Raw genomic sequence first — 25945 nt, forward strand, 5'->3', positions numbered from 1 at the left:
GCGGGCTCCCGCCCGCACACCGTGACCGGGGTCACTCCCCGGAGGCCGCCTTCTGCCTGCGGAGGAGGTAGACCGCTCCGCTGCCGACGACGATCAGCGCGATCGCCACGCCGGTGAACGTGGGGTCGGTGTGGTTGCCGCCCGTCTCGGCGAGATCACCCTCGGCGGAGGCGTTGACCACGCCCTTCCCGGTGCCGCCCACCGACGCCGGGCGCATGCGGGACGCGCGCTCGGCCTTCGTGCCGGTGCCCGCGCCCGCCGCCGTGCCGCCGTCGGTGGCGGCCGCGGCACGGCTCTCGGCGGTCATGCAGTCCAATATCCCGGAGAACGTCCTGGAGAAGCCGTTGGGACCCTTGATCGTGAACCTGTACGCCTGGTCCTCGGCCACCTTCACGAAGGTCGTCTCGGACCGGCCGGCGGGGACGGTGTGCCGGGTCCCGTCGAGGTCGAAGACGAACGGGGCGTCGCCCTTGTTGTCGGCGGTGAGGTCCACCCCGCCCTTGGCACAGTTCTTCCTGGCGGTCAGCGCCGGTATGGCGCCCTTCTCCGCCCAGGTCGCGGTGGCCGTGGCGGAGACGGTGCTCTCGCTGGAGCCGGCCAGGATCTGGCTCTGCGTGGTGGTGTGGTCGCCGATGAAGACCCGGCCGACCGGCGCCTTGGTGGCCGCCGCGGCCCTCAGGGACAGGGAGCCGTCACGCGCGCCGGGCCGCACGTCGAAATAGAGCTCACCCCCGTCGACGGTGGAGGTGACCGGCTTGCCCTCCTTGTCGACGATCTTCACGCCCTTGGCGTCGGCGTCACCGGCCGGGGTGACGGTGACACTGCTCGCGCTGGTGCGGACGGTGACCGGGCCGAGCCGTCCGCCGGACTTGCCGGAGACCGCCGACGGGGTCAGGGACAGGGACGCGGCGGGCTCGTCGGCGTCCTGGGCGTTCTTGTAGAGGTAGTCGGCGAGTTTCTCGGCCGCGGCGTCCTTGGCGTCGACCTGGACGCCGTCGGAGTAACGCCAGATCGCGACCTGGGTGCCCGCGGCGGCGGTGTTCGCGTCGAGCGGGCCCGAGTCGGCGTCCTTGGCGAGCGCGGCGAGGTCGTTCACCTGCGGGTAGGAGTGCTGGAGGATCCAGCGGATCCTGCCCGCGTTCCTGTTGCCGTGGAGGGGCGACTCGCCCCAGCCGACCTCTTTGTACTTCGCGCCGTCCACGGTGTTGGTGAGTATGTCGACGCAGTACGTCTGGAGCGAGCCACCGCCGTCGACCTTCATCTCGAACAGGCCCGCCTGCATGTCGCCGGTCTTCCGCCGGTCGTGGACGACGGCTCCCGATCCGGCCGTGATCCTGCCGAGGGTGGCGCTGACGCCGCCCTGGTTCTGCGGCGCGTCCTCCGCGGCGGCGGGGCCCGCCACGACTATCGTGCCTACCGCAGCCAGACCCGACACCAAGGCCGCTGCGGCAAGGCGGGCAGCTCCCCGCCTCTTGACAGAAGTCATCAATTTCCTTCCGGGCGCGCGCAGATCGAGTCGATGCGCCTCGTCAGTGAACTCAAAACTCAGAAGCCCCCGTTGCCACGTGCTGCGAACGTGATCTTAAGGAGCGAGCGCGACAGCATCCCCACCGAGGGCTCCGCTCAAGCGATCCGAATCGGAATCGTTACCGGAGAACGCTGCCTGACCTGGCATTATCGATAAATCTGCGGGACAAAAGGCCCATTTCACAGGGGCGTTGCCCAGACCGCGACCTCGGTGGCGCCGACAGCTCCCGCGCTCACCGCTCCCGCTCCCCCGGCTCCCGCCACTGCCGGCGGGTGGTCCGGAGCGACCCCTTTCATCCCCGGTTCCGCCCCCGGCGGAGCCATTGCGTCCGCTCTTGCTCCCGCCATCCGCACCAGCTCGACCGGCAGCGGTCTGGCCGGTGAGACCCTGCGGAAGGCAGACGTGCCGCGGGTGAGGTCGTGGCCGATCGACACGGCGTCAATCTCCGCCGACAGCCACCGCTTTCCGTCGCGCTCCTGGTCCTGGATCCTCAACTTTCCCTGCACGATGACCGGTTCGCCGATCGTGACGGAGGCCACGACATTCGCGGCCAGCGTGCGCCAGGCGCGCACGGTGTAGAAGCTCGTGTAGGCGTCCGACCACTCCTCCCTGCCGCGGTCCCAGCGGCGCACCGTCGCCGCGAGCCGGAACCGTGAGACGGCCGAGCCGTTCGTCGCCTCCCTGTAGTCCGGCTGCGTCGCGACGTTTCCCACGACCGTCACCAATGTCTCGTTCATCCGAGCCGCCTCCCCCGTTGCGTTGGCCTTGCGCCGAGACCCATGCTGCCCCTGCTCGCGCAAGCCCGCTGAGGGCTGTGGACGGCGGGCACTTTGTGGAAAAGTCCGTCACTCGCGAGGGTCAGGGGCCGGAACCGATCGATGTGCGCACACGCTCGCCGGCCCGCGGCAACGTCAGTCCCTCACGCCCCGCCCGCCGCGATCACGAACTGCGCCCGCACCTCCCGGTACCGCAGCAACTCCGCCGCCACAGGCTCCAGGACGCGCTCCCGCCCACACCCCGCCGCCGCGCTCCGCAGGCGCCGCTCCGTCTCCAGGCCGTAGCGTCGCGCCGGCCCCCGCGCCAGCATCCGGCAGCACCAGGTGAGGACCGGACCGCCCACGCCACCGCCCGTCAGCAGGAGCCCGGGGGCCCACCACTCGCCCCCGAACACATCCGCCGTCAGGCCCATCAGCCACACGGTCCCCGCCAGTTGCAGCCCGAGGAGCGCTCCTTGCAGGGTTCCCGCCACCGTCCACCAGCCGGGGCGCGCCGGGCGCGCGCCCCCGCGTGTGCGCCAGGCGCTCAGCCGCCCGGACCCCGTACGCGGGCCGCTCCGACCCCTGGAACCCTTGCTTCCGGAGCGCTTCATGAACCTCCGGCCCACCGCGAGACGCGGGCGGGCGAAGCGCGGGCGAGCGCGCCGACCAGCGGCATCCCCTGAGGTGGGGCGCTGATCGGCAACATCACCCGAGACGTCGGCCACGGCGACCGCCCCGCGCGGACCACCGGCACCGTCCGTACCGTCCGTTCCCGGGGGCCTGGGGACCACAGGACCGGAAGCCACAGGCCCGGAAGCCGCGGATCCGGAGGCAGCAGATCCGCCCGTCACTCCCACCCCTCGCTCTTGGCCACCGCTCCCGCTCACCGGCGCACCCGCCGTCCCCGCGCCCCTCGTCCCCGTGCACGGCTCGCTCGTCCCCGTGGCGGGCCCGCCGCCCTTGGCATGGCGGCCCCCGACGCTCGTACGCGGTCCGCGGGCGCGCAGGCCCACGCCCGTCCGTCCGGTCCAGCGGATCGCCATGGCCGCTGCCGCCGAGGCCGCCTCGTCCAGGGCGTCCGCGAGCCCCTCGGCGCCGCGGCACGCGGCCTCCCGTACTGCCTGGGCCCAGGGGTCGGGCAGCCCGGCGGACGCCTCGTACGCCAGGGCCCGTACCGCCTGTTCCACCAGGGGCCGGGACACCGTGCGGCACGGCGAGGAGGCAGGCCGGGCGAGGATCCCGAGGGCGTCGGCGGCAGTGGGGGGCGGGGGAATGTCGACCGCACTCCCGCTCGCAAGCCCGCCCGTACGCCCGGTCGTGCTTGCTTTCACGCTCCCCTTCGCGCGTACCGCCTTCCGTGCCCCCCGCTGCCATCCGTACCAGCGGCGCGCCAGCGTCCAGGACGTCCCGCAGGCGCGCTCCGCGTCGCGCAGCCACGCGCGCTCCGCCGCGAGGCCGGCCGCCTGGGCGCCCACCGCCTCCGCCAGCCGGTCCTCGAACTCCTGCCTCGCCGCCTCCGTCAGCCCGGGCCGCCCCTTGGCCACATAGGCGGGCCGCAGCCGCGCGGAGACGCCGTCCACATCGGCGACCAGCCGCCGCTCGGCGACGTTCCGGCCGGCCGTGAACTGGGCCAGGGTCTCGCGCAGTTCGCCCACCCCGGCCCCCGTGAGCGCCGAGAGGGCCAGCACGACGGCGCCCGGCTCGCCGTGTTCGCCGAGGGCCAGCCCGTCCTCGTCCAGCAGCCGCCTCAGGTCGTCCAGCACCTGGTCGGCGGCGTCCTCCGACAGCCGGTCGACCTGGTTGAGCACGACGAACGTGACCTCTGCGTAGCCCGCCAGCGGCCGCAGATAGCGCTCGTGCAGCACCGCGTCCGCGTACTTCTCCGGGTCCACCACCCAGATCACCGCGTCCACCAGCCGCAGCATCCGGTCCACCTGCTCGCGGTGGCCGGCCGTCGCGGAGTCGTGGTCGGGCAGGTCCAGCAGGACGAGCCCGTGCATGCCCGGGTCGTACGGGCGAACCGGCTGCCGGCGCGCCCGAGCCGGGATGCCGAGCCGGTCCAGCAGCGCCTCCGCGCCGTCCGTCCGCTCCGTCCACGCGCACGCGATCGGCACGGCCGTCGTCGGCCGGCGCACCCCGGCCTCCGAAAGCTGCGTCCGGGCCAGGGCGTTGAAGAGGGTCGACTTGCCGCTGCCCGTCGCCCCGGCGATCGCCACGACCGTCAGGTCCAGCGGGTGCCGCTGCCGTGCCGCGGCCTCCTCCAGCACCCGCCCCGCCTCCGCGAGCGTCCGCCGGTCGAGCCTTGCCCGCGACAGCCCCACGAGCTCCCGCAGGGCGTCCAGGCGAGGCCGCAGGAGCATGCCGACCGGGGGCGTGGAGGCAGGCTCTGGCGCGTACAGAGAGCGCTCAGGGGCATTCGTACGCCCATGTGGAGCGCCGGCCTCCTCCTGGACCGCGCGCCCGGCGCCCGCGCTCTCCGGGGCGGCGTGCGAGCGGGGAACGCGCCCCGGGCGGGCGCGGCGCGCGATCAGCCCGTCGTCCCAAGTGCCGCGCGGGGTCTCGGGGACAGGCTTCTCGTTCCGTTCCTCACGACTGTCGGACGTGGACACGGCGGTCACCTCTCCTTCTGGAGCACGGACAGCGCGGCGATGAGTTCGACCTGATGGTCGGGGGTGATGTCGAGCGCTTCGAGGGGCGCGGTCCGGCGGTCGCGCTCCCCTTCGAGCACCCGCTCCAGGCAGTCGGCCAGCAGTTGCGCGCCCCGGTCGCGCAGCCGCAGCACGCCCTGGGGCCCGAGCGTCCCGGCGAGGATCTCCCCCGCCGTACGGGCCCGCCGGCCGCCCAGCAGCGATACGGCGACCAGGGCGGCGGCCCGGTCCGCGTCGAGGCCCGTGCTGCGCTCGGCAGCCCGTACCGCCTCCTCCGCGACCTCCTCCAGGCAGCGGCGCCAGCGGCGCACGGCCACACCGATCCGGCCGATCGCCCCGTCCGGATCGCGCGGCGCGAGCACGGTGCCGGCCGCCGGGTCGCCCACGCACGCGGCGGCGATCTCCTCGTCGGCGGCCGCGACGGAGCAGCTCAGCACCGCCGCCAGCGAACTGGTGAGGGCGGTGAGCAGTTCGTCCGCGGTGCTGTCGTGCGGGTGGCCGCGCCAGTGCGTGAGCGCGTCACCGGCGAGCACCTCGCCCGCGGCGACCTCCTCCCGCACCCGCTCGCCCGCCCGCCCGTACGCGTCCTCCACCCGCTGGAGCAGCCGTACGGCCGCGGCGTGCTGCACCGCGGCCGCCCCCGCGAGACCGGGCAGCCGGGACCCCAGCGAGGCCAGCAGCCCCGCGACCGTGCGGGCGGACGCGACGACGTGCGCCGCCGGATCCTGCGCCCGCTGGTCGAGCCAGGCGCGCAACCCCGCGACGGCCGTGGAGGGCAGCAGTCCGTTTCCGCCGCCCGCGGACTCCGGCAGCTCGGGGATGGTGAACCGCGGCACGTCGCCGAGCCCCGCCGCCGCCAGCAGCGCGCCGTAGTGCCGGGACACCTCGGCGGCGACCTGGTGCGGCACCCGGTCGAGCACGGTGACGAGGGTGACGTCGTACTCCTTCGCCGTGCGCAGCAGGTGCCACGGCACCGCATCGGCGTACCGGGTGGCGGTGGTGACGAGTACCCAGATGTCGGCGGCGCAGATCAGCTCGGCGGCGAGGTCGCGGTTGCGGGCGACGAGGGAGTCGATGTCGGGGGCGTCGAGCAGGGCGAGTCCGAGCGGAAGGCTCCGGTCCGTCTCGATCCGCAGCGCGGGGAGCTCGCCGGGGTCCTCGCCCCGGGCGTCCTCCTCCTCGCCGGCCGCGTCGCGCCCGTCCGGGGCGTGCGGCTTCCGCGCGGCGTGCGGCTCCAGCAGCTCGCGCGGATGGAGCAGTTCATGGGTCCCCAGCAGCTCCCGCATCTGCCTCAGGTCGCACGGTTCGTACGCGGTGATCTCCTGGGCCGGGACCCACATCCTGCGCAGCTCCGGCAGCACCCGCTGCCCGGCGAACCAGTGGTGGTCGTCCGGGTGGCAGACCAGCACTGGCGTGCGGGTCGTCGGCCGTAGGACCCCCGCCGCAGTGACCCGACGGCCCACCAAGGAGTTGACGAGAGTGGACTTGCCCGCTCCGGTGGACCCCCCGACGACCGCCAGCAGCGGCGCTTCGGGGGCGCACAGCCGGGGCACCAAGTAGTCATCGAGTTGCGCCAGGAGTTCGGCACGGTTTCGACGGGCGCGGGCGGCGCCGGGAAGGGGGAGCGGGAAGCGTGCGGCGTCGACACGGTCACGCAGTGCGGACAGCGCGTCGAGCAGTCGGGGCCGTACGTCCAAGGTCGCCACACGTGCAGAATGCCCAATTCTGGTGTGATTTTGAAGCGTATAGCCCCTGGCGCGCGAGGCGTGGCGAATGGGACTCAGGCATAACGAGTACACAACACCCGACGCCTGAGGCGTGAAAAACGGTGCAAGATTCGTACCTGCCTGCGATTATCAGGACCGCTTCACCAAACCTGCACATCGTGTCACGGAGGTGAAGCAACCGGGACGGGGCGAGCGGAGCCCTATCCTTGTCCCCGGCAAGGTCACGGCACCACCGAGCCTGGGGCTTCACCCGTCCGCGACCGCCGTACACCGGCCCCCGTAGCTCAGTGGATAGAGCAGGCGCCTTCTAAGCGCTTGGCCGCAGGTTCGAGTCCTGCCGGGGGCGCTCCGTTTACACCGCACGCCCCTCCCCGTCGGGAGGGGCGTTTTCGCTGGTTCCGGGGACGTTAGCGGGGGTGGCGTAGTGGGGGCGTAAGCGGTGGGGCGGCCGGTCGCCGACTCACCACACCACCGGCAGTGACGTCGGATAGCGCCAGATCGAGGTCGTGTTCCAGGGGACCTCTTCCTTCGGGACCGCGAGGGTCAGGTCCGGGAAGCGCTGCAGGAGGGTGCCCAGGGCCACTTGGAGTTCCATCGCGGCCAGGGGGGCGCCGAGGCAGTGGTGGGAGCCCCAGCCGAAGGTCATGTGGGGCGGGGCCTTGCGGTCCAGGTCGAGTTCGTCGGAGTGCTCGAACTTCCGCTCGTCGCGGTTGGCCGTCAGGTACGAGACGTGGACCATGTCGCCGGCCTTGATCGTGACGCCGCTGAGCGTCACGTCCTCCAGGGCGACGCGCGGGATGCCGACGCCCTTGCGGAAGGGGATGAACCGCAGCAGCTCCTCCATCACCTGCGGCAGCCGCTCGGGGCGCTCGCGCAGCACGGAGGCCACCTCGGGCCGGGTGAGCAGGGTGTAGGAGATGTTGCCCAGCTCGTACGAGGTGGTGTCCTGGCCGGTGATGAGCAGGACCATGGCCATCACCGAGAGCTCCTCGTCGTTGAGGATCTCGTCGCCGTCGCGGGCGAGGGCCAGCGTGCTGATCAGGTCGTCGCCGGGGTCCGCGCGCCGCTGGGCGGTCAGCGTGTCGAAATAGGCGCGGAGCTCGGCCTTGGCCTTGACGGCCGCCTCCCGGCCGCTCGCGCCGACGCCCATCATCGTCCAGGCGTTGCGGCGCAGTTGGGTGCGGTCGGCCTCGGGGATGTCGAGGACCTCGCAGATCGTCGTCATGGGCAGCGGCGAGGCCATGTGCTCGACGAGGTCGGCGGGGGTGCCGTGCTCCTTCATGCGGTCAAGCAGGTCGTCCACGACGTGCTGGGTGCGCACGCGCATCCGGTCCACGTGGCGCGGCGCGAAGCCCTTGGCGATCAGGCTGCGCAGCCTGCTGCTGGCCGGCGGGTCCATCACATTGATGGCCTCGGCCTGGATGATCGGCTCGGGCGTCATCCGGGGATAGTCGCGGCCGACGACCGCGCTGCGGCTGAAGCGCCGGTCGGTGGTGACGGTGCGGACGTCTTCATAGCGGGTGACGAGCCATGCTTCGCCCTCCCCATAGGGCATGCGGATGCGGGCGACGGGTTCATCCGTGAGCAGCCGCTTGAGCATGGGGTCGAACTCGAGGGCCTGGGCGAAGTCGAAAGGGCATGTCCAAACGTCGGATTCCATCGCAGGTGCTCCAGACGGGTGCTTGCGCCAGGTGTCCGGCCGGGAAACGGGCCGGTGAGGGCGTACATGCCCATGGTCCCCCGAACGCATGTAACGAAGTACTCGAATTAGCCCGAACAGGTGATAGGGGTACGGAACGCGCTTGCGGGGCCGCGATGACCACGCGCGGCACCCCGTCACCCGTCCGCTCCTGTGCTCACGACGCCTTCGCGCACTCGTGATTCGATCTGATCACGGAGGTGCTCATATGGTCAGTGGAGACCCGCAGCCGGACGGTCAGGCCCGGCGGCCCATGTCGAGGCGGCGGCTGCTGGCCGCCGGCGCGCTCGTGTCCGTGCCGGCCCTGGCGGGCACCGTCGCCGCGGCCCACGCCGAGCCCGCCACCGGCAGCGAGGGCGGCGTCACGACGGTCAAGCCCCTGCCCACCACCGAGGCGGACTGGAAGGACATCGCCGACGTACTGGGCCGGCCGGGCAGCATGGCGCGCGGCTTGGTCTACCACACCGACTACCCGCGCCACGATCTCCACGTGGTCTCCCGCGGCATCACCGTCTCCTCCGGCCTCGCCCTCGGCTCGCACGTGGCCTTCGTCCGCTACGCCGACGGCAGCACGATGATGATGGGCGACCTCGCCGTCGCCGAGGCGGAGCTCCAGCACGTGACCAAGGCCCTGCAGCGGCACGGGATCGAGCAGACGGCGATCCACAAGCACCTGCTCGCGCAGAGCCCCGACATGTGGTGGACCCATGTGCACGGCCACGGCCACGACCCGGTGGCCCTGGCCCGTGGCATGCGTGCGGCGATGGACCGCACCGGCACCCCGCCGCCCCGGCCGCACGGTCCGCCGGCGATCGACCTGGACACCGACGGCATGGACGCCGCGCTGGGCGCCAAGGGGTCCCACTACGACGGGGTCTACAAGTGCGTCTTCGCCCGCCGGGAGACGATCGTCGACGGCGGGCACGTCCTGCCGCCGGGTCTCGGCGCGATCTCCGCCTTCAACTTCCAGTCCCTGGGCGGCGGCCGGGCGGCCCTCAACGGCGACTTCGTGATGGTGGCCGACGAGGTCCAGCGCGTGCTGAAGACCCTGACCCGCGGTGGGATCGAGGTCGTCGACCTGCACAACCACGGACTGCGGGACGAACCGCGGCTGTTCTTCGCCCACGTCTGGGGGGTGGACGACGCCGTCCGGCTCGCGAAGGCCCTGCGGACGGCGGTGGACCTCACCAACGTCCGGACGTTCCCCTGAGCCCCTGAGCCCATGGGCTCGTCGGCCGGCCGGAGTGACCGCGGGCTAGACCGACTGGACCGACCCCGCCCGCTCCAGGGTCGTCATGCTGTTGCGGCCCAGCGCCTCGCGGATGTACGTGCGCGCCTGAGCGAGGGTCGCGTCCGGGCCCAGCACGGTCCTGACGCCTTCCGGGGAGAGGGCGACCGTGTGGCGGGCCGTGGCGACGGGGTCCGTCGGGGAGTCGGTGAAGGTCCATTCGCCGCTGTGGCCGGTGAGGAGCGCCGGCGGGAGCTGCTGCTTGTAGGCGATCCAGCGGGGGCTGTCGCAGACGCGGATGGAGCGGGTCGTGTGGGCGGAGCCGTCGGCCGTGGTCGTGTCCATCTCCATGTGCTGGATGCCCGGGCGCGGTTCCGTGAGGTCGACGCGGGCGACGTGCGGCAGGTGCCGGGGCCACAGGTCGGAGCGGGCGACGAAGGTGTACGCCTCGGTGGCCGTGGTCTTCAGCGGGACCGTGTCGGTGAAGGAGAAGACGATGTCGTCGACGGGGTGGCCCAGTTCGGCGACACGGGCGAGGGCGGCGAGTTCGCGGCCGCTGTTGGTGTCCAGGGCGGTGGTGAGGGCGGCCAGGGCCGCGGGAGAGTCGTCGGCGAGGGTGAAGCGGTGCCGGAGGACGACCTCGGTCCTGCCGCCGGGGAGCTCGCGGAAGAGCCAGCCGCCGGACATGGAGGTGACGGGCGGCGTGCTGTGCTCCTGCCGGAAGTGGACGTAGCGGCGGGCCGCGTCCAGGGTGCGGCGGGAGGTCCAATGGGCCACCTCACCGCCCACCGTGGCCCAGATCTCGAAGCGCTCGGCGCCTTCGGAGCGCTCCAGGTGGCGTACGGCGACGGTCGGTTCGAAGACGGCCGGCCAGCGGGTGACGTCGGCGACCAGGTCGTACAGCGCGGACGCGGGCGCGTCGACGGTGCGGGTGTGCTCGACGCGGTGCAGGCGGTGCGGAGTGACGGCGGACATGGGAACGGGGCTCTCCCTTACGGCGGACGAGCTTGCGGCGGACGAGCTTGCGGCAGGCGGGGCGGACGAGGAGCGGGGCCCGCGTGACGCCGCGGGCCCCGCGGTGCTGCGGCGGGCGGCCGGCTCAGGCCGCCCGGACCGCCCCGTTGATCAGGTCGAGCAGGGCGCGCGGCGTCTCGGCGTCGGAGACCGCGTCGTCGGCGACGGAGATGCCCGCCTCGCGCTCTATGGCGGCGGCGCTCTCCATCAGGGCGAGCGAGTCGTACCCGAGCTCCTCGAAGGGGACGTCGAGGATGTCGCCGCTCAGGTCGACGTCGTCGTTCTCGCCCGCGCAGGCGATGAGGACGCGGCGGAGGTCGTCAAGGGTCAGCTGTGCCATGGGGGTTCCCCTCAGTTGTGGGTGTCTGCCGCGGTCACCACGACCGCCGAGTTGAAGCCGTGGCGGCCGCGCGCGAGGACGAGCGCGGACCGCAGTGCCGCTTCCCGCGGCTGCCCGACGACGAGGTCGAGTCCGTACTCCTCGGGTACGGAGGCGGTGTGCGCGGTGTGCGGGATCACCTGGTCGCGCAGGGCGAGCAGGGCGGTGGCCACGTCGGCCGCGCCGCCGCCCGCCGCGAGCCGGCCCGTGAGGGCCTTGGGCGCGGTGACCGGCACGCCGCGCGGGCCGAAGACCGCGCGGAGCGCCTCCGCCTCCACCCGGTCGGCCTCCGGCCGCCCGGCGCCGTCGGCGAATACGACGTCGATGTCGCCGGGGGCCAGGCCCGCGTCGGCCAGGGCGAGTTCGGCGGCGCGGCGCAGGCCGGAGGGGCGGTCGCTGCCGGGGGCCGGGTCGAAGGTGGCCGCGTAGCCGGCGATCTCGCCGTGGATCCGCTCGGCGCCGCGTTCCCGGGCGGAGGCGGCGTCCTCGGTGATGAGGATGGCGCCGCCCTCGCCGGGCACATGGCCGCGGGCGTCGGCGTCGAAGGGGAGGTACGCCCGCTCCGGGTCGGTCGAGGTGCTCACCAGGCCGCCCGCGAGCTGGGAGGCGAAGCCCCAGGGGTCGAGCGCGGAGTCGACGCCGCCGGTGAGGACGGCCCGGGTGCCGGCCCGTACCGTGCGCCGGGCGTGGCCGATCGCGTCGAGGCCGCCCGCCTGCTCGGTGACGAGGGCGGCGCTGGGGCCGCGCAGGCCGTTGCGGATGGAGATCTGGCCGGTGTTCACGGCGTAGAACCAGGCGAACGACTCGTAGACGCTGACGAATTCCGGGCCCTTGCTCCAGAGCTTGTGGAACTCGCGGTGGGTGAAGTCGAAGCCGCCCTGCGCGGTGGAGGTGACGACGCCCACGTCGTAGTCGGCGAGCGGGGAGCCGGGGCCGAGGCCCGCGTCGGCGAGCGCCCAGTCGGCGGCGGCCAGGGCGTAGCGGGTGGAGACGTCGGTCTGCGGCAGCAGCCGGGAGGGCAGGTGCTCCTTGGCCTCGAAGTCCTGGATCTGCCCGGCCAGCCGGGACGGATAGCGGGAGGCGTCGAAGCGGGTGATGGCGGTGATGCCGTTCCTGCCGGTGAGCAGCGCCTTCCAGTACTCCTCGCGGCCGAGGCCGCCCGGGGCCACGACGCCGATGCCGGTGACGACGGTGCGGGTGGGGGTGCTCATGCGGCCACCTCCGGGCGGTGCAGGACCATGGCCGTCTGGAAGCCGCCGAAGCCGCTGCCGACCGTCAGGACGGTGTCGACGCGCTGTTCGCGCGCGGTCAACGGGACGTAGTCCAGGTCGCATTCGGGGTCGGGTGTGTGCAGGTTGGCCGTGGGCGGGATGACGCCGTGCTCGATGGCGAGCAGCGAGGCGGCGATCTCGACGGAGCCGATGGCGCCGAGCGAGTGGCCGACCATGGACTTGATGGAGCTGACCGGCACGTTGTAGGCGTGCTGTCCGAGGCTGCGCTTGAAGGCGGCGGTCTCGTGGCGGTCGTTCTGCTTGGTGCCGGAGCCGTGCGCGTTGATGTAGTCGATGGCGGTGGCGTCCAGGCGGGCCTCGCCGAGGGCGGCGCGGATGGCCTCGGCCATCTCGCGGCCGTCCTTCTTCAGACCGGTCATGTGGTACGCGTTGCAGCGCGTCGCATAGCCGCCGACCTCGGCGTAGATGTGGGCGCCGCGGGCCTTGGCGGCCTCGTACTCCTCCAGGACGAACATCGCGGAGCCCTCGGCGAGTACGAAGCCGTTGCGGCTGCCGTCGAAGGGCCGGGAGGCGTGCGCGGGGTCGTCGTTGCGCGAGGTCGTCGCCTTGATGGCGTCGAAGCAGGCGACCACGATCGGCGAGATGGGGGTGTCGGTGGCGCCGGCGAGTACCACGTCGGCGGAGCCCTCGCGGATCAGCGTGACGGCGTGCCCGACCGCGTCCAGGCCGGAGGTGCAGCCGTCGGAGACCATCGCGACCGGGCCCTCGGCGCCGATCTCCCAGGCCACCTCGGCGGGCATCACGCCGGGCGAGAGGTAGTCGAACATGTACGGCGAGAGGTGGGCGGGGTCGACGAGCCAGTCGCGGCCGGAGTCGGACATCACCAGGTACTCGTTCTCGAGGCTGGTGGCGGAGGCGACCGCGCTGCCCAGGGTGACGCCCACCCGGTGCGGGTCGAGGCCGGCGGTGTCCAGGCCGCTGTCGGCCAGCGCCTCCCGAGTGCAGGCCACGGCGAACTGGGTGGCCCGGTCCATGCGCCGGATCTGCTGCGGGGTCAGGCCCTCGGCGCGCGGGTCGAAGTCGACCTCGCCCGCGACGCGGGAGCGGAACGGCGAGGCGTCGAAGAAGCTGATCTCCCGGGTGGCCGTGCGCCCCTCGCTGAGGAGGCTCCAGAACTCCTTCGTCCCGGACCCGCCGGGTGCGCGGACCCCGATGCCGGTGATCACCACGCGCCGGGTCACGGGGTGGTTCCTGCGGTGCTGTGCATGGTGGAGAACTCCTAGGTGTGGAACATCAGTCGTAGGACACGTGGCGGGACTTGAGGAGGACGGTCTCGTCGTCGGCCACGATCACGTCGTGCACGACGCAGCTGGGCCAGACCTCCGGCCGGCCGCCGGGCCGGGTCCGGACGATCAGGGCGTAGACGGTGGCGCGGAGCGTGCCGTCGTCCTGCGGCTCCAGCAGCAGCTGGCTGAAGTAGTGGCGACGCTGCACCGGGTCGTCCACGTACTTCTTGTTGAACTCGTGCAGTTCGGCGAGGATCCCCTCGCGGGTGCGCGCGGGCTCGGTGCCCGGCGTGTGCTGGAAGACGCCGTCCTCGGTGAACGTCCCGGCGTATTCCTCGAAGCGCCCGGCGTCCAGTGCCTGCATCTGGCGCGCGTAGAACTGCGTGACGCGGGAGTGCAGCTTCTCATCGACCGCTCGCACGTCCTGTGCCTCCTCGGTGCGGTGTGGTGCGGATTCACGGCTGGGTGGGCGCCGCGCCCGCCGGCCCGCGGTGGGGCGCGTGCCGGCGGGGCGGCCGTCCCCGGGTCACTTCGACAGGCGCGTGCCCGAGATGGTGACCGAGAAGGTCTCCAGGAGGTTGCCGTCGAGGTCGTAGCGGCCGGAGATGCCGGACGAGGTGAAGGTGTCGCCGGTGACCTTGCCCGCCTGCTCGGCCCTGATCTGGGAGACCGGCTTGCCGTCGGCGTAGATGTAGTGCTCCAGGTGGAAGGTGAAGGAGCCGTCGCGCTGCTGCTTCCAGGTGCCGCTGCCGACGTAGGCGTTGTCCTCCGGGATCATCACGAAGGTGCCGTCGGCCTTGAAGGTGTAGGTCGGCTCGACGGGGTTGCCGTTGGCGATGCCCTTGACCTTCCACACGCCCAGCAGGGAGTTGTGGGTGGTGGCGTCCGAGGCCACGTGCGGGGCGGCGGTGCCGGTGTCGGCGGCGACCGCGGCGGTGGCGCCGAGACCGGCGACGGCGGTGACGACGGAGGCGGCGAGGAGACCGGCGCGGGTGGCGGCGCGGCGGCTGCGGGAGATGCTCATGGGAATCTGATCTGCCTTTCGGGAGAAGACCTGCGGGGGAACCGCTGCTGGTTCCCGGCGAGAAGGAGTCTTCTCAAGTCCCCTGGAGGCTGATTCAAGTCACGGTGGAGTACGGGGCGTTGCCCCCTGCCGCGGCATGACAACGGCGGGCCCGGCACACTGCCGGACCCGCCGAGGCGTCACTCATTCAATGGGACGGCCGGGCGTCAGGCACCCGGCGCGTTCTGCCGGACGAACTCCTCCACCGAGGTGGGGGCGATCTCCGGGTAGCGGTCGTTGTCCAGGGAGTCGAACTTCGCCTTGCCGGTCACCATGCCCCACTGGTACTGCAGCGCGACGTAGTCGAAGGGGTTCTGCGTCTGCGCGGCCTGGCGCTCGATCTCGGCCCGCAGCTCGGCGCCCGTGCCGAGCGTGCGGAATTCGAGCGTACGGCCCGTGGCGCGCTCGACGGCGGCGTGGAACTGGCGCATCGAGAGGACCTCGCCGGAGAACCGTACGGCCCCGCCGGCCAGGGCCGGGTCGAGGACGGCCGCGGCGGTGAAGGCGGCCGTGTCCTTGACGGAGGTCAGGTCCATCGGCTGGTCGGGGTCGCCCCAGTGGGAGAAGGTGTTCTTCTCGAAGTCCACGATCTGCATAAAGGTGATCATGACCTCCATGAACGCCCCGTTGAGCACGGAGAGCACGGAGACCGGGGAGCCCGCGAAGCGCTCGGCGGCCTTCTTGCGCATGTCGATCATGAAGTTGTCGGTGTAGTCGAGCTTGAAGATGTCGATGGCGAAGTCGGAGGGCACGAAGCGGGAGACCCCGGCCTTCTCGGCGGCGCGCAGCAGGTTCTCCTGGCCGTCGACGATCACCTCGGGGCCGCCCTGGACGGCGGAGACCACGGTCTCCACGCCCTTCAGCGCACCGGCGAGCTTGTCCACGTCGTCGGTGATGTCACCCTCGACGAGCTCCAGGCCACGCGCCTCAAGGGCGCTGAGCGCGGCCTTCTTCTCCGCGTCGATCCCGGGGCGCACCAGGGCCCGCACGCTCGCGCCGCGGTCCAGCAGGTTCGCGGCGATCTGGCTGCCGAGCAGTCCGGTCGCGCCGGCCACCAGGATCTTTGCGTCTGTTGCCATGTCCCGTTCTCTCCTTGTCGATTTCATCAGTGAAAGTCGAATAGATAAAAGGGCGTTGCTCTCAGGGGATGAGCAACGTCTTTCCGACGGTGGCCCGCGACTCGACGGCCGCGTGCGCGGCCGCCGCCTCCGCCAGCGGGAAGCGCTGGCCGATGACGGCCTTGACGCGCCCGGCCACCGCCAGGTCGAGCACCTCGGTGACCAGCTCACGGGCGTGGTCGGGACGGCTCCAGACCTGGCCGGCCGTGAAGCCGGTGAGGGTCAGGCCGCGGCCGAGGAGTTCCATCGGGCCGATCTCCACGGGCGAGCCGCTGGAGAAGCCGAAGGTGACGAAGCGGCCGGTGCCGCCGGTGAGCAGCCCGAAGGCCGCCTTCGAGACAGGGCCGCCGATGTGGTCGAAGACCACGTCCACGGTGCCGCCGAGCGCGGCGCGGACCTGGTTGTCCCAGCCGGTCTCGGAGTAGTCGACGGCGAGGTCCGCGCCCAGCTCCTTGATCAGGGCCAGCTTGCGCTCGCCGCGCGCCGTGCCGATGACGGTTCCGACGCCCGCGGCCTTGAGCAGCTGGACCAGCAGGGTGCCGACGGCGCCGGCGGCGGCCTGGACGAGGACGCGGTCGCCGGGGCCTAGGCGCGCCGCGCGGATCAGCCCGGCGGCCGTGCAGCCGTAGCGGTAGAGGGCGAGGGCGTCCTCGGTGTCCAGCCCGGCGGGGATCTCGATGACCGAGTCCGCGGGGACGACGGCCTTCTCGGCGTAGCCGCCGGTGCCGGCGGTGCTCGCGAGGACGCGCTTGCCGATCAGGTGGGCGTGCTCGGAGGAGCCCACCGCGCCGACCGTGCCCGCGAGTTCCTTGCCGAGGACGACGGGGAAGGGGGCGCCGCCCAGGACGCCGCCCATCTTCCCCGAGCGGACCTGTGTCTCCAGGAACTGGACCCCGATGGCCGCGGCGTCCACGGTGACCTCTCCCGGCCGGGGGGCCGGCGCGCTCACCTCGCCGATCTTGAGGTTCTCCGGGGGGCCGAACTGATGCAGCAGTACCGCGCGCATGGGTGTGAAACTCCTTGTCGTGGGCTGGGATTGATTCCGCCGGGCCTCGGTCAGGCCGACGGGATCACCGGGATCAGCAGGTGGGAGTCGTGGTCGCCACCGCTGTGGATGATGTGGTCGCCCGCGTTCCGTGTGGTGCGGTGGCCGGGCAGCACCCCGGTCATGTAGTCGCTGCCCTGGACGATCAGTTCGAGCTGCTCGCCCGCCTCGAAGAGGGTGGAGGACGGCCAGATCTCGATCTCCACGGGCACCGGCACGCCCGGCTCCAGCCGCTCCTCGCGGTCGTGGGTGTGCCAGGGCTGCCAGGGCGTGGACCGCTCCGCATCGAGGGCGCGGTGGCTGGCCCGCTGCCAGCCGAGGGCGACCGGCCCGTCGTCGTAGAGCGCGAAGAACGGGAAGGGCACGACCTCGCCCGAGCGGTCGATCTTGCGCAGGACGACGAAGAGGTCGGCGTCGTCGGAGCCGTCCGCCTCGATCCACAGCCGCAGCTTGGCGTGGCCGGTCAGCCGGGTCCGCTCGGTGAACTCGTGGCGGAAGCGGGCGCCGTTGCCCTCGCCCTGCGCGGGGTAGCGCAGTGCGGTCGAGGTCTCCGACGGCTTCTCGTCGAGGCCGGCGGTCGCGGTGTCGAGGTGCAGCGGGGTGTAGGCGGTGCGGGCGATGGGCCACTCCGTCTCCTGCGCGAACCCGCCCACGGAGTGGCGCTCGCGGACCTCGGTGAGGACCTTGGGCCGCCGCGTCCAGCCGTTGTCGACGCCCTTGAGCGCCCACTCGAAGAACAGCCGCTGGTTCTCCAGGCTCTCCGGCTCGTAGTAGTACTGCCACGTCTTGCGGCCGTGCGCCTCCAGCCACTTCTGCGGCGAGGAGATGGCCTTGAAGCCCTCCAGCGTGCCGCGCCCGTGCAGGCCCTGGTTGGACCAGCTGGCCACCACGTACGCCGGGACCTCGATCGCCGCGAGGTCGGCGACCTTGGCCTGCCAGTAGGCGTCGAAGAAGGGGTGTTCCTTGTGGAGGGTCTCCAGGTCCTCCACCCGCGTCGTGGAGTAGCCGAGGCTGCGCCGGGCGAAGGTCTCCATGAAGCCGGTCTCCGGGATGCCGCCGTGGTAGGCGACGTCGCGGTAGAAGTCGGTCAGCCCTTCCCAGGGGTTGATCGCGGCGAGGTGCGGCGGCCGGGTGGCCGCCACCCGCCACTGCGCGATGCTGAGGTAGGAGACGCCGGACAGGCCGACCTTGCCGTTGGACCAGTCTCGGGTGCCCGCCCACTCGATCGCGTCGTGGAAGTCCCGGGCCTCCTGGTCGGAGGCCAGGGTGTAGTCGCCCTTGGTCCACCAGGTGCCGCGCGGGTCGACGTACATCAGGGCGAAGCCGTTCGGGCACCAGAACTGCGGGTCCGGGGCCTCGATCGCGGTGTACTCCGACAGCTGCTCGTGCCGCACCCCGCTGGCGGCGCTGCGGCTCGGTGCGGTGGTGCGCCCGCCGTGCTTGCCGTACGGGCCCCACGCGATGATCACGGGGAGGTCCTCGGCGGCGTGCTCGGGGCGGTAGACGTTCGCGTAGAGCTCCGCGCCGTCCCGCATCGGGATCGCGACGTCGTAGTCGATGCGCAGGCCGTTCTCGGTGACCGAACGGGGGGCGAATCCCGGGTAGTTGCCCTCGGCGAGGGGGTTCGGCTCGCGGAACTTCAGCGGTGCCGGGGCGGTGGGATGCTCACTTCCGTTGACCATGTGACGCTCCTTGGGATTCGTTCAATTCCGGTGCCGTGGCAGCACCAGCGCGGATATCGCGCCGGCCGCGACGAACGCGGCGGCCACCACGAAGGCCAAGCTGTATCCGGAGACCATGGCGCCGGCCGTGGGGCCCGTGCCGGTGGACTCCGCGTGGATGCGCGCGGTGGAGAGGGTGGTCAGCACGGCGAGGCCGAGCGCGCCGCCCATCTGCCGCGAGGTGTTCAGCAGCCCCGACACCACACCCGCGTCGGCCGGGGCGACGCCCGAGGTGGCCGCGGCCGCGACGGGGGTGAAGACCAGCCCGACGCCGAGGGACATCAGGATGCCGGGCAGGACCACCATCAGCAGGAAGTCGCTGTGCGGCGTCATCTGCGCCTGCCATACGAAGCCGGCGAACGCGCTGAGCGCTCCGGCGAGGATCAGCGGCCGGTGGCCGAGCCGGTGCACCAGGCGGGAACTCAGCCGGGCGCCGACCATGACCATGACCGTGTGCGGGAGGAAGGCCAGCCCGGCCTTCACGGGGCTGAAGTGGAGCACGTCCTGCAGATAGAGCGAGACGAAGTACCACATCGACAGGAAGGCCGCGTTCATCAGCAGGCCGACGAGGTTGCCGCCGGTCACCGACCTGGAGCGCAGCACGCCCAGCCGGATCAGCGGCACCGCGGCGAAGCGCGTCTCGATCGCCACGAACAGCCCGAGCAGGGCGACCCCCGCGATCAGCGGTACGAGGACGCGCGCGTCTCCCCAGCCGTAGTTCGCGGTGCTCACGATGCCGTAGACCAGGGCCATCAGGGCCAGGGTCACGGTGATCGCGCCCGCCACGTCCAGCCGCCGCGGCCCGTCGCCGCGGCGCTCCTGGAGCGCGCGGGCGGAGGCGATGATCAGCCCGATGCCGATGGGGATGTTGACCAGCAGCACCCAGCGCCAGGAGAGATAGCCGGTGAGGACGCCGCCGCTGATCGAGCCGACGGCTCCGGCGCCGCCCGCGACCGCGCTCCACAGGCCGAGCGCGGCGGTGCGGCGCGGCCCCTCGGGGAAGGTCGTGGTGAGCAGGGCCAGCGTGGCCGGTGACAGCGCGGCCGCGCCGACGCCCTGCAACGCCCGTGCCGCGACCAGGACTCCCGGGTCGGTGGCGAGTCCGCCGGCCAGGCTGGCGAGGGTGAAGAGGGCGATGCCCGCGATGTAGACCCGCTTGCGGCCGAAGAGGTCACCGGCCCGCCCGCCGAGCAGCAGGAAGCCGGCGAAGGTCAGGGTGTAGGCGTTGACGACCCATTGCAGGTCGGCGGGGGTGAAGCCGAGGCCCTCCTGGATGGAGGGGAGGGCGACGTTCACGATCGAGACGTCCAGCAGGACCATGAACTGGCCCAGGCACGCGAGGGTGACGATCACCCAGGGTGCGGCCGGCCGCCGTCCGGCGGGTGTGGGAGGGGCGGGGGGTAACGCGTCCCGTGTGCCCTCCCCCGTTCCCGACTCCGGTTGCGGGGCGCTTAACGGGCTTTTCACCGGGCTCAGTACCCCCGTTTCTTGATCTCGTCCGCGAGCGCCTCCAGGCTGTCCGCCAGATACGCCACGTCGGGCGCGTCCCAGTCGGTCATCAGCTCGGCGACCGCCCGCGCGCGGGCCTTCCAGAGCTTGGTGATGGCCAGCCGTCCGGCTCGCGTGACCTTCACCAACTGCGCCCGGCCGTCCGTGGGATCGGGCGAGCGCTCGATGAGGCCCTGCTCCTCCAGCCGCTTGGCGGGCGGGGTGAGCGTGGACTTGTCGACCTCCATGGCCTCGGCCAGCACCGAGAGCCGCACGGGCCCGCCGTGGGAGATCTGGGCGAGCAGGGTGTAGTCCCCGAGCGGGAGCCCGAGGCCCGAGTCGGCCATGATGCGCCGCCGGATCGCGGTGGAGAACATCCAGTTCCCCACGACCGCGAGGGCGCCCGCCACCCGTCCCGTCTCCTGCTCGGTGCTCGCCGCGGGGGCATCGTCCGACGCCCCCGCACGGTCTTCGTCCCGCACTGCCTCCCCCTTACAAGTTGGTTGGCTCCCACCAACTATCCATCATGTCTGCGCTGCTGCGCAACAGCATTCGCAAGAAGTGCCGTACGGGGCAAGGGAGATCCACCGGGGCTCGATCGGGCGTCGAGCGGCCCGCGAGCCGACTTTGTGACTGTCGCTGTGCTCAGGTGAAACCGGCATGCAACGAGGTGCGATGTGGAATTCGGTGTGACGTTCTTCCCCACCGTGGGACCGAAGGACAAGGACGCCCAGACCTACTACGACGAGGCGCTGGGCCTGATCGAGCGGGCCGACGAGCTGGGCTACCGGCATGTGAAGACGGTGGAGCACTACTTCTTCAGCTACGGCGGGTACAGCCCCGACCCCGTGACCTTCCTGGCCGCGGCCGCCGCCCGGACCCGTAACGTCCGCATCATCACCGGCGCGGTCATCCCGGCCTTCACCCACCCGGTCAAGCTGGCGGGCAAGCTGGCGATGCTGGACAACCTCTCGCACGGCCGGCTCGACGTGGGCTTCGGACGGGCCTTCCTGCCCGACGAGTTCGCCGCCTTCGGCATCTCCATCGACGACAGCCGCGCGATCTTCGCCGAGGGCGTCGAGGCGTGCCGCAGGCTATGGTCCGAGGAGGACGTGGTCTGGGAGGGCCGCTTCCATCAGTTCGGGCCGGTGACGCTCCAGCCGCGTACGGTGCAGCAGCCGCACCCCCCGATCTACATCGCCACCGCGATGAGCCAGGAGTCCTGCGAGGAGGCCGGGCGCAACGGCTACCACCTGCTGCTCGTCCCCGCGACCTCCAACCGGGAGCGGACCCAGGAGCTGATCGCGGCCTACCGTACGGCGCGCGCGGAAGCGGGCCACGAGGGCGAGGGCAACGTCCAGTTGAGCTACCCCTGCTACCTCGCCGAGGACGGCGCCGAGGCGCGCCGCATCGCCCGCTACGACGAGGAGCGCTACAACGAGCGCCTCGGCGAGGCGGTCCGGGCGTGGGGCGAGGTGTCCAGCAGCGCGTACCCCGGCTACGAGAAGATCCTCGACGCCACCAGGAACTACGACTTCGACAAGAAGCTCGGTGACAACAAGCTGCTGGCCGGCACCCCCGGCGAGGTCCTGACGCAGCTCAAGGAGATCGAGTCCTGGTACGGCGCGGACATCACCGTGAGCCTCACCATCCACTCCGGCCTGCTGCCGGTGGAGCAGTCGAGGCGCTCGCTGGAGCTGTTCGCCGAGCACGTGGCACCGCACTTCGCCGCGCAGGGCCGATGAGCGGTACGGCCGGCGAGCCCGTACGGACCGCGGCGGTCGTCGGCGCCGGGACGATCGGCCTGGCCTGGACGACGCTGTTCCTCGCGCACGGCCTCGACGTCCGCGTCAACTCCCGCCGCGCGGACGCTGAACAGGCCGTGCGCGAAGGGGTCGAGCTGTTCGCCGCGACCCTGCCCGGCGGGCCCGCCGACCCGGCGGAGCTGCTGGAACGCGTGACCGTCGAGCCCGACGTGGCGAAGGCGGTGGCCGGGGCCGACGTGGTGCAGGAGAACCTGCGCGAGGACCTGGCCGAGAAGCAGAAGCTGTTCGCCGGGATCGAGCACACCGCGCCCGGCCACGCGCTGCTGCTGTCGTCGACGTCCTCGCTGCGCGCCGACGACATCGGCGCGGACATGGCCGACCCGGGGCGGCTCATGATCGGCCACCCGTTCAACCCGGCGCACCTGATCCCGCTCGTGGAGATCATCCCCGGCACGCGCACGGACCCCGACGCCGTCACCCGGGCCCTCGACTTCTACCGGTCGCTCGGCAAGACACCCGTCGCCGTGCGCGGGCCGGTGACCGGAACGGTCGCCAACCGCCTGCAGTCGGCGCTCTTCCGGGAGGCCGTGCACCTCGTGCTCGACGGCGTCCTCACCGTCGACGAGCTGGACGCGGTCGTGACCGGCTCGATCGGGCTGCGCTGGGCGGCCGTCGGCCCCTTCCGCGCCTTCCACCTCGGCGGCGGGCCCGGCGGGCTGCGGCGGATGCTGGAGGCCGTCGGGCCGAAGATGGCGGCGGAGTGGCAGCACCTCGGCACCCCCGAACTGGACGGTCCGGCGGTCGAGTTGCTGGTCGAGCAGGCGGAGGAGGCGTTCGGCCGCGGGCCCGGGGCCTACGAGCGGCTCGCCGCCTGGCGTGACGCCCGCCAACTGGCCTTGCTCGCCACCTTGAACCGTCTCGCACCGCCGGAGTCCTCGTCATGACCGTGGAGCTCGGCTACGGCATCGACGAATTCCGGGCGACGATGGCGCGGTTCGCGAGCGGCGTCGTCGTGGCCACGACGCGCGACGCGGAAGGCAACCCGCATGGATTCACCGCGAGTTCGTTCTGCTCCGTGTCGCTGGACCCGCCGCTGGTGCTCGTGTGCCTGGCGAAGACGGCGAACTCCTACGAGGCGTTCCGGTCGTCCTCCACGTGTGCGATCAGCATTCTCGCGGAGGATCAGGTGGGGGTGGCGCGGCGGTTCGCGACGAAGGGGGGTGACAAGTTCGCGGGCGCCCCCTTCATGTCACTGCCCGAGGGCGGCCTCGGGGTGCCGGGGGCGCTGGGGGTCATGGAGTGCGAGGTGCGGGACCGGCATGTGGCCGGGGATCACGTGATCCTGGTGGCCGAGGTCCGGAACGTGCGGGTGGGGCCGGGGCGGCCGATGGTGTATTTCGGGAGCGAGTTCCATCGCTTGGGCGACTGATTTTCCCCCACCCCGCCCCTTCCCGAAACTGGGGGCAAGCCCCCAGACCCCCGAAGCACGCTTCGCGCGCTGTCCTCAAACGCCGGACGGGCTGGAAAATCCAGCCCGTGGGGGCACCTCCCAGCGGTAGCTGGGGGAGTTTGAGGACCGGGGTCCGGGGCGGAGCCCCGGTTCGGGAAGGGGCGGGGTGGGGAACAAGCCGCCCGGCAGAGCTGAAGGGTGCTCGGAAAATTCCGGGCACCCTTTGCGCGCGACCCGTCAGGGTCAGTAGTTGCCCAGGCCGCCACAGACGTTGAGCGCCTGCGCGGTCACAGCGGCAGCGTCATCGCTGACGAGGTACTCGACCATCGCCGCCACCTCGCGCGTCTCCACGTAGCGGCCCATCGGGACGCGGTTCGTGATGCGGTCGAAGGTCTCCTCCTCGCTCACGCCCCAGATGCCCGCGTAGTGCTCGCGGACCTTCTCCGCCATCGGCGTCTCGACGAAGCCGGGGCAGACGGCGTTGACCGTGATGCCCGTGCGGGCGAGTTCCAGGCCGAGGGCCTTGGTGAGGCCGACGACGCCGTGCTTGGAGGCGGAGTAGGGGACGGCGTGCACGACGCCCTGCTTGCCGCCGGTGGAGGCGATGTTGATGATCCGGCCGCGGCCCTGCTCCTGCATCCGGCCGGCGTTCAGCACCTCCTTGGTCATCAGGAAGACGCTGTTGAGGTTGGTGTTGATGACGTCGAGCCACAGCTCGTCGGGGATCTCGGCGGTCGCGCCGCCGCCGCTGCGCCCGGCGTTGTTGACCAGGATCCCGACGGGGCCGTAGCGCTCGACGGCCGCCGCCACGAAGGCGCGGATCTGGCCGGCGTCGGCCACGTCGCACACGGTGCCGTCGACGTCCAGGCCCTCGTCCCTGAGCTCCTTGAGTACCCCCTCCAGCCGGGCCTCGTCGCGTCCGCAGATGAAGGTGCGGGCGCCGAGCCCGGCCAGCCGCCTGGTGATCTCCAGGCCGATACCGCTGGTCGCGCCGGTGACCAGGGCGACGGGGGCAGGGGTGGTGGACATGTGACCTCCGTTGTCGAGGATGTCGAGAGTGTCGATAGGGAGTGCGGCCGATCTGGCGGTGAGCCTCGCGGAGCCCCCTTGAGCTGCACTGGAGGGTGCGTGGACCACACGCGCGGGGCCCCGTCCATGCGCTCTCGACCGGCGTTCGAGCCGGGGGCGGCACAGTGGCGGTTCCTGGCGGTTTCCTGACTGGGGGTCCCCGTGTCGTCCGTTCCTTCACCGGCCGTGCTGCTGCCCGTGCGGCTCCTCGCCCCGTCCGGGCCCTGGGACGAGGTGGTGGCCGACTGGGCGCGCGAGGGCACGGTGCTCGCGTACGGCGTGGTCCCCGAGTGGGTGCCGTCGTGCGGCGCCGACGCGGACCGGCTGGCCGCGGACGAGCCCTGCCGCTGGGCGGCACTGCGCGGCGAGCGGCTGCGGGCCCGGTTCCTCGCCTCGCGGCTCCTGCTGCGCAGCGTGGTGGGCGCGGTGACGGGCACGGGCTGGCGCGGGGTGCGCCCGGACCGTACGCCGCTGGGCCGGCCCTACGTCCGCGGGCTGCCGGGGCTGCGCGTCAGCCTCAGCCACAGCGGGCCGGTGCTGGCCGTCGCGGTGAGCGGGCACGGGGCGATCGGGGTGGACACCGAGCGGGCCGGGCGGGGCACGTCGCTGTCCCCCGCGCACGTCTGCACCGCCGAGGAGGCGGGGCGGCTGGCCGGGCTGCGGGACGACGAGCGCGCGGCGGAGCTGCTGCGGCTGTGGACGCTGAAGGAGGCGTACACCAAGGCCCTGGGCGTGGGGCTGCGGCGCTCCCCGCGCAGTTTCGGATTCGCCCCCGGGGCGCGCGGGCCCGTGCTCCGGGACGGCGGCGAGGAGGAACCGGACCCGCACCGGAGGTGGTCGTTCGCCACCCGCCTGGTGCGGTCCGCCCTCCCGGAGCCGTATCTGCTGAGCGTGGCGGCGGCTCAGCCCGCGGACAGCGGGCGGGCCGCGGTCGCGTCCGGCCGCTCCGCGAGCGACATGTCGCCGCTGAGGACCGCCTGATGGAGCCGCTGGAGCCGGGGCGTCGGCTCGACGCCCAGCTCGCGGGAGAGGGTCTCGCGGAGCCTGCGGAACTCCTCCAGGGCGCGCCAGGGGCTGCCCGAGTGGTAGAGCGCCGTCATCAGGTGGGCGCTGAGGTTCTCGTTGAGGGCGTGGCGGGCGGTGAGGATGCGCAGTTCGGCGATGAGGCCGGAGTAGCGGCCGAGCGCGAGGTCGGCCCTGATGCGCTGTTCGAGGACCTGCATGCGGTCCTCCTCCATCCCGATGGCCTCCAGTTGGAGTGCCGGGCCGTGCGGGGTGTCGGCGAGGGCGGGGCCGCGCCAGAGTTCGAGCGCCTCCCGCAGCAGCCGGGCGGCCGCGCGGGGGTCGCCCGCCTCCATGGCCGTACCGCCGCGGGTGGCGAGGTCCCGGAAGGCGTTGAGGTCGTGGCTCGCGGGTTCGACGGCCAGCCGATAGCCGCCGAACGAGGTGGAGAGCACGTCCTTCGCCGAGAGCCCGGTGTCGTCGGGCAGCACCGCAGCGATGTGGCGCCGCAGTTGGAGTATGTACGTCTGGAGGGTGGTGGCTGCACTGCGCGGGGGTGCGGCGCCCCAGATCTCCTCCATGAGGAGCTCCTTGGGCACGGTCCGTCCCGCGTGGAGCGAGAGCAGGGCGAGGACCTGGCGGGGTTTTCCCGCGGTCGGGACGATGGATCCGCCGTGGTGACGGACGGCCAGGGGTCCCAGTACGGCAATCTGCACGGTCGCAAC

At 72.3% G+C, this 25945-nt stretch carries 23 protein-coding genes and 1 tRNA gene; 6 read left to right on the top strand and 18 right to left on the bottom strand.

Annotation, left to right across the window (positions count from 1 at the left end; translation table 11 throughout):
• Window positions 1-31: 31 nt before the first annotated feature.
• The 4 genes from ABD269_RS01015 to ABD269_RS01030 form a co-directional block, all read right to left on the bottom strand.
• Window positions 32-1402 (bottom strand): Cys-Gln thioester bond-forming surface protein, encoded by a 1371-nt coding sequence (locus tag ABD269_RS01015; RefSeq protein WP_344115056.1) that lies wholly within the window; start codon window positions 1400-1402, stop codon window positions 32-34.
• Window positions 1403-1707: 305 nt separating this feature from the next.
• Window positions 1708-2265 carry a single-stranded DNA-binding protein gene (locus tag ABD269_RS01020; protein ID WP_344115058.1) on the bottom strand — a complete coding sequence of 186 codons (558 nt, stop codon included), beginning with the start codon at window positions 2263-2265 and terminating at the stop codon, window positions 1708-1710.
• 182 nt (window positions 2266-2447) lie between these two features.
• Entirely contained in the window at window positions 2448-4646 is a 2199-nt protein-coding gene (locus tag ABD269_RS01025) for a YfjP family GTPase (protein ID WP_344115406.1), read from the bottom strand.
• A gap of 254 nt (window positions 4647-4900) precedes the next feature.
• A complete protein-coding gene (locus ABD269_RS01030) occupies window positions 4901-6631 on the bottom strand; it encodes a dynamin family protein (protein ID WP_344115409.1) in 1731 nt (576 codons plus the stop codon).
• 303 nt (window positions 6632-6934) lie between these two features.
• Here ABD269_RS01030 and ABD269_RS01035 point away from each other — a divergent pair.
• A tRNA-Arg gene (locus ABD269_RS01035) sits at window positions 6935-7007 on the top strand.
• Window positions 7008-7121: 114 nt separating this feature from the next.
• Here the strand turns inward: ABD269_RS01035 and ABD269_RS01040 are convergent.
• On the bottom strand, window positions 7122-8321 hold the full coding sequence (locus ABD269_RS01040) for a cytochrome P450 (RefSeq protein ID WP_301887342.1): 1200 nt from the start codon (window positions 8319-8321) through the stop codon (window positions 7122-7124).
• Between the two features lie 247 nt (window positions 8322-8568).
• Between ABD269_RS01040 and ABD269_RS01045 the strand changes: the two genes are divergently transcribed.
• Window positions 8569-9570 carry a DUF1259 domain-containing protein gene (locus tag ABD269_RS01045; protein WP_344115061.1) on the top strand — a complete coding sequence of 334 codons (1002 nt, stop codon included), beginning with the start codon at window positions 8569-8571 and terminating at the stop codon, window positions 9568-9570.
• 45 nt (window positions 9571-9615) lie between these two features.
• On the opposite strand, the gene ABD269_RS01050 is transcribed toward ABD269_RS01045, so the two are convergent.
• The 11 genes from ABD269_RS01050 to ABD269_RS01100 form a co-directional block, all read right to left on the bottom strand.
• A complete protein-coding gene (locus ABD269_RS01050) occupies window positions 9616-10563 on the bottom strand; it encodes an aromatase/cyclase (RefSeq protein WP_344115064.1) in 948 nt (315 codons plus the stop codon).
• A 124-nt stretch (window positions 10564-10687) separates the two neighbouring features.
• A complete protein-coding gene (locus ABD269_RS01055) occupies window positions 10688-10942 on the bottom strand; it encodes an acyl carrier protein (protein WP_301887339.1) in 255 nt (84 codons plus the stop codon).
• An 11-nt stretch (window positions 10943-10953) separates the two neighbouring features.
• Window positions 10954-12192, bottom strand: a complete 1239-nt coding sequence (locus ABD269_RS01060) for a ketosynthase chain-length factor (RefSeq protein WP_344115066.1) — start codon at window positions 12190-12192, stop codon at window positions 10954-10956.
• Window positions 12189-13454, bottom strand: a complete 1266-nt coding sequence (locus ABD269_RS01065) for a beta-ketoacyl-[acyl-carrier-protein] synthase family protein (protein ID WP_301887337.1) — start codon at window positions 13452-13454, stop codon at window positions 12189-12191. The genes ABD269_RS01060 and ABD269_RS01065 overlap by 4 nt, the downstream gene beginning before the upstream one ends.
• 52 nt (window positions 13455-13506) lie before the next feature.
• Window positions 13507-13920: a nuclear transport factor 2 family protein gene (locus tag ABD269_RS01070; protein WP_301887336.1), complete on the bottom strand. Its 414-nt coding sequence runs from the start codon at window positions 13918-13920 to the stop codon at window positions 13507-13509.
• A 105-nt stretch (window positions 13921-14025) separates the two neighbouring features.
• Window positions 14026-14523: a chalcone isomerase family protein gene (locus ABD269_RS01075; RefSeq protein WP_344115070.1), complete on the bottom strand. Its 498-nt coding sequence runs from the start codon at window positions 14521-14523 to the stop codon at window positions 14026-14028.
• Between the two features lie 206 nt (window positions 14524-14729).
• On the bottom strand, window positions 14730-15641 hold the full coding sequence (locus tag ABD269_RS01080) for an NmrA family NAD(P)-binding protein (protein ID WP_301887334.1): 912 nt from the start codon (window positions 15639-15641) through the stop codon (window positions 14730-14732).
• A 61-nt stretch (window positions 15642-15702) separates the two neighbouring features.
• A complete protein-coding gene (locus ABD269_RS01085; protein ID WP_344115073.1) occupies window positions 15703-16686 on the bottom strand; it encodes a zinc-binding dehydrogenase in 984 nt (327 codons plus the stop codon).
• A gap of 50 nt (window positions 16687-16736) precedes the next feature.
• Entirely contained in the window at window positions 16737-18407 is a 1671-nt protein-coding gene (locus ABD269_RS01090) for a CocE/NonD family hydrolase (protein ID WP_344115075.1), read from the bottom strand.
• Window positions 18408-18428: 21 nt separating this feature from the next.
• Entirely contained in the window at window positions 18429-19799 is a 1371-nt protein-coding gene (locus ABD269_RS01095; protein ID WP_344115077.1) for an MFS transporter, read from the bottom strand.
• A gap of 119 nt (window positions 19800-19918) precedes the next feature.
• Window positions 19919-20416: a MarR family winged helix-turn-helix transcriptional regulator gene (locus tag ABD269_RS01100; protein ID WP_344115079.1), complete on the bottom strand. Its 498-nt coding sequence runs from the start codon at window positions 20414-20416 to the stop codon at window positions 19919-19921.
• Window positions 20417-20623: 207 nt separating this feature from the next.
• Between ABD269_RS01100 and ABD269_RS01105 the strand changes: the two genes are divergently transcribed.
• Genes ABD269_RS01105 through ABD269_RS01115 form a run of 3 tightly spaced genes read left to right on the top strand, consistent with a single transcriptional unit; the run spans window position 20624 to window position 23129 of the window.
• A complete protein-coding gene (locus tag ABD269_RS01105) occupies window positions 20624-21679 on the top strand; it encodes an LLM class flavin-dependent oxidoreductase (RefSeq protein ID WP_344115081.1) in 1056 nt (351 codons plus the stop codon).
• Window positions 21676-22644: a 3-hydroxyacyl-CoA dehydrogenase NAD-binding domain-containing protein gene (locus tag ABD269_RS01110; protein WP_344115083.1), complete on the top strand. Its 969-nt coding sequence runs from the start codon at window positions 21676-21678 to the stop codon at window positions 22642-22644. Before ABD269_RS01105 ends, ABD269_RS01110 begins: the two co-directional genes overlap by 4 nt.
• Window positions 22641-23129: a flavin reductase family protein gene (locus tag ABD269_RS01115; protein ID WP_344115085.1), complete on the top strand. Its 489-nt coding sequence runs from the start codon at window positions 22641-22643 to the stop codon at window positions 23127-23129. Before ABD269_RS01110 ends, ABD269_RS01115 begins: the two co-directional genes overlap by 4 nt.
• Before the next feature lie 264 nt (window positions 23130-23393).
• On the opposite strand, the gene ABD269_RS01120 is transcribed toward ABD269_RS01115, so the two are convergent.
• A complete protein-coding gene (locus ABD269_RS01120; RefSeq protein ID WP_301887326.1) occupies window positions 23394-24179 on the bottom strand; it encodes an SDR family NAD(P)-dependent oxidoreductase in 786 nt (261 codons plus the stop codon).
• Window positions 24180-24380: 201 nt separating this feature from the next.
• On the opposite strand from ABD269_RS01120, the gene ABD269_RS01125 reads away from it, so the two are divergent.
• Window positions 24381-25199, top strand: coding sequence for a 4'-phosphopantetheinyl transferase family protein (locus ABD269_RS01125; RefSeq protein ID WP_344115089.1), 819 nt, complete (start codon window positions 24381-24383; stop codon window positions 25197-25199).
• Here ABD269_RS01125 and ABD269_RS01130 read toward each other — a convergent pair.
• Window positions 25121-25936, bottom strand: coding sequence for an AfsR/SARP family transcriptional regulator (locus ABD269_RS01130; protein WP_344115091.1), 816 nt, complete (start codon window positions 25934-25936; stop codon window positions 25121-25123). The two genes, ABD269_RS01125 and ABD269_RS01130, sit on opposite strands and share 79 nt — an antisense overlap.
• Window positions 25937-25945 lie beyond the last annotated feature (9 nt).

This window comes from Streptomyces blastmyceticus, from assembly GCF_039521185.1.
Classification (GTDB): domain Bacteria; phylum Actinomycetota; class Actinomycetes; order Streptomycetales; family Streptomycetaceae; genus Streptomyces; species Streptomyces blastmyceticus.

What these genes read in the sequence shown, in the direction of transcription:
- ABD269_RS01085 (WP_344115073.1), bottom strand. Translation starts at nt 16,686, where the DNA reads ATGCGCGCGGTACTGCTGCATCAGTTCGGCCCCCCGGAGAACCTCAAG.
- ABD269_RS01025 (WP_344115406.1), bottom strand. Translation starts at nt 4,646, where the DNA reads ATGCTCCTGCGGCCTCGCCTGGACGCCCTGCGGGAGCTCGTGGGGCTG.
- ABD269_RS01045 (WP_344115061.1), top strand. Translation starts at nt 8,569, where the DNA reads ATGGTCAGTGGAGACCCGCAGCCGGACGGTCAGGCCCGGCGGCCCATG.
- ABD269_RS01050 (WP_344115064.1), bottom strand. Translation starts at nt 10,563, where the DNA reads ATGTCCGCCGTCACTCCGCACCGCCTGCACCGCGTCGAGCACACCCGC.
- ABD269_RS01080 (WP_301887334.1), bottom strand. Translation starts at nt 15,641, where the DNA reads ATGGCAACAGACGCAAAGATCCTGGTGGCCGGCGCGACCGGACTGCTC.
- ABD269_RS01090 (WP_344115075.1), bottom strand. Translation starts at nt 18,407, where the DNA reads ATGGTCAACGGAAGTGAGCATCCCACCGCCCCGGCACCGCTGAAGTTC.
- ABD269_RS01075 (WP_344115070.1), bottom strand. Translation starts at nt 14,523, where the DNA reads ATGAGCATCTCCCGCAGCCGCCGCGCCGCCACCCGCGCCGGTCTCCTC.
- ABD269_RS01040 (WP_301887342.1), bottom strand. Translation starts at nt 8,321, where the DNA reads ATGGAATCCGACGTTTGGACATGCCCTTTCGACTTCGCCCAGGCCCTC.
- ABD269_RS01115 (WP_344115085.1), top strand. Translation starts at nt 22,641, where the DNA reads ATGACCGTGGAGCTCGGCTACGGCATCGACGAATTCCGGGCGACGATG.
- ABD269_RS01020 (WP_344115058.1), bottom strand. Translation starts at nt 2,265, where the DNA reads ATGAACGAGACATTGGTGACGGTCGTGGGAAACGTCGCGACGCAGCCG.
- ABD269_RS01110 (WP_344115083.1), top strand. Translation starts at nt 21,676, where the DNA reads ATGAGCGGTACGGCCGGCGAGCCCGTACGGACCGCGGCGGTCGTCGGC.
- ABD269_RS01120 (WP_301887326.1), bottom strand. Translation starts at nt 24,179, where the DNA reads ATGTCCACCACCCCTGCCCCCGTCGCCCTGGTCACCGGCGCGACCAGC.
- ABD269_RS01060 (WP_344115066.1), bottom strand. Translation starts at nt 12,192, where the DNA reads ATGAGCACCCCCACCCGCACCGTCGTCACCGGCATCGGCGTCGTGGCC.
- ABD269_RS01055 (WP_301887339.1), bottom strand. Translation starts at nt 10,942, where the DNA reads ATGGCACAGCTGACCCTTGACGACCTCCGCCGCGTCCTCATCGCCTGC.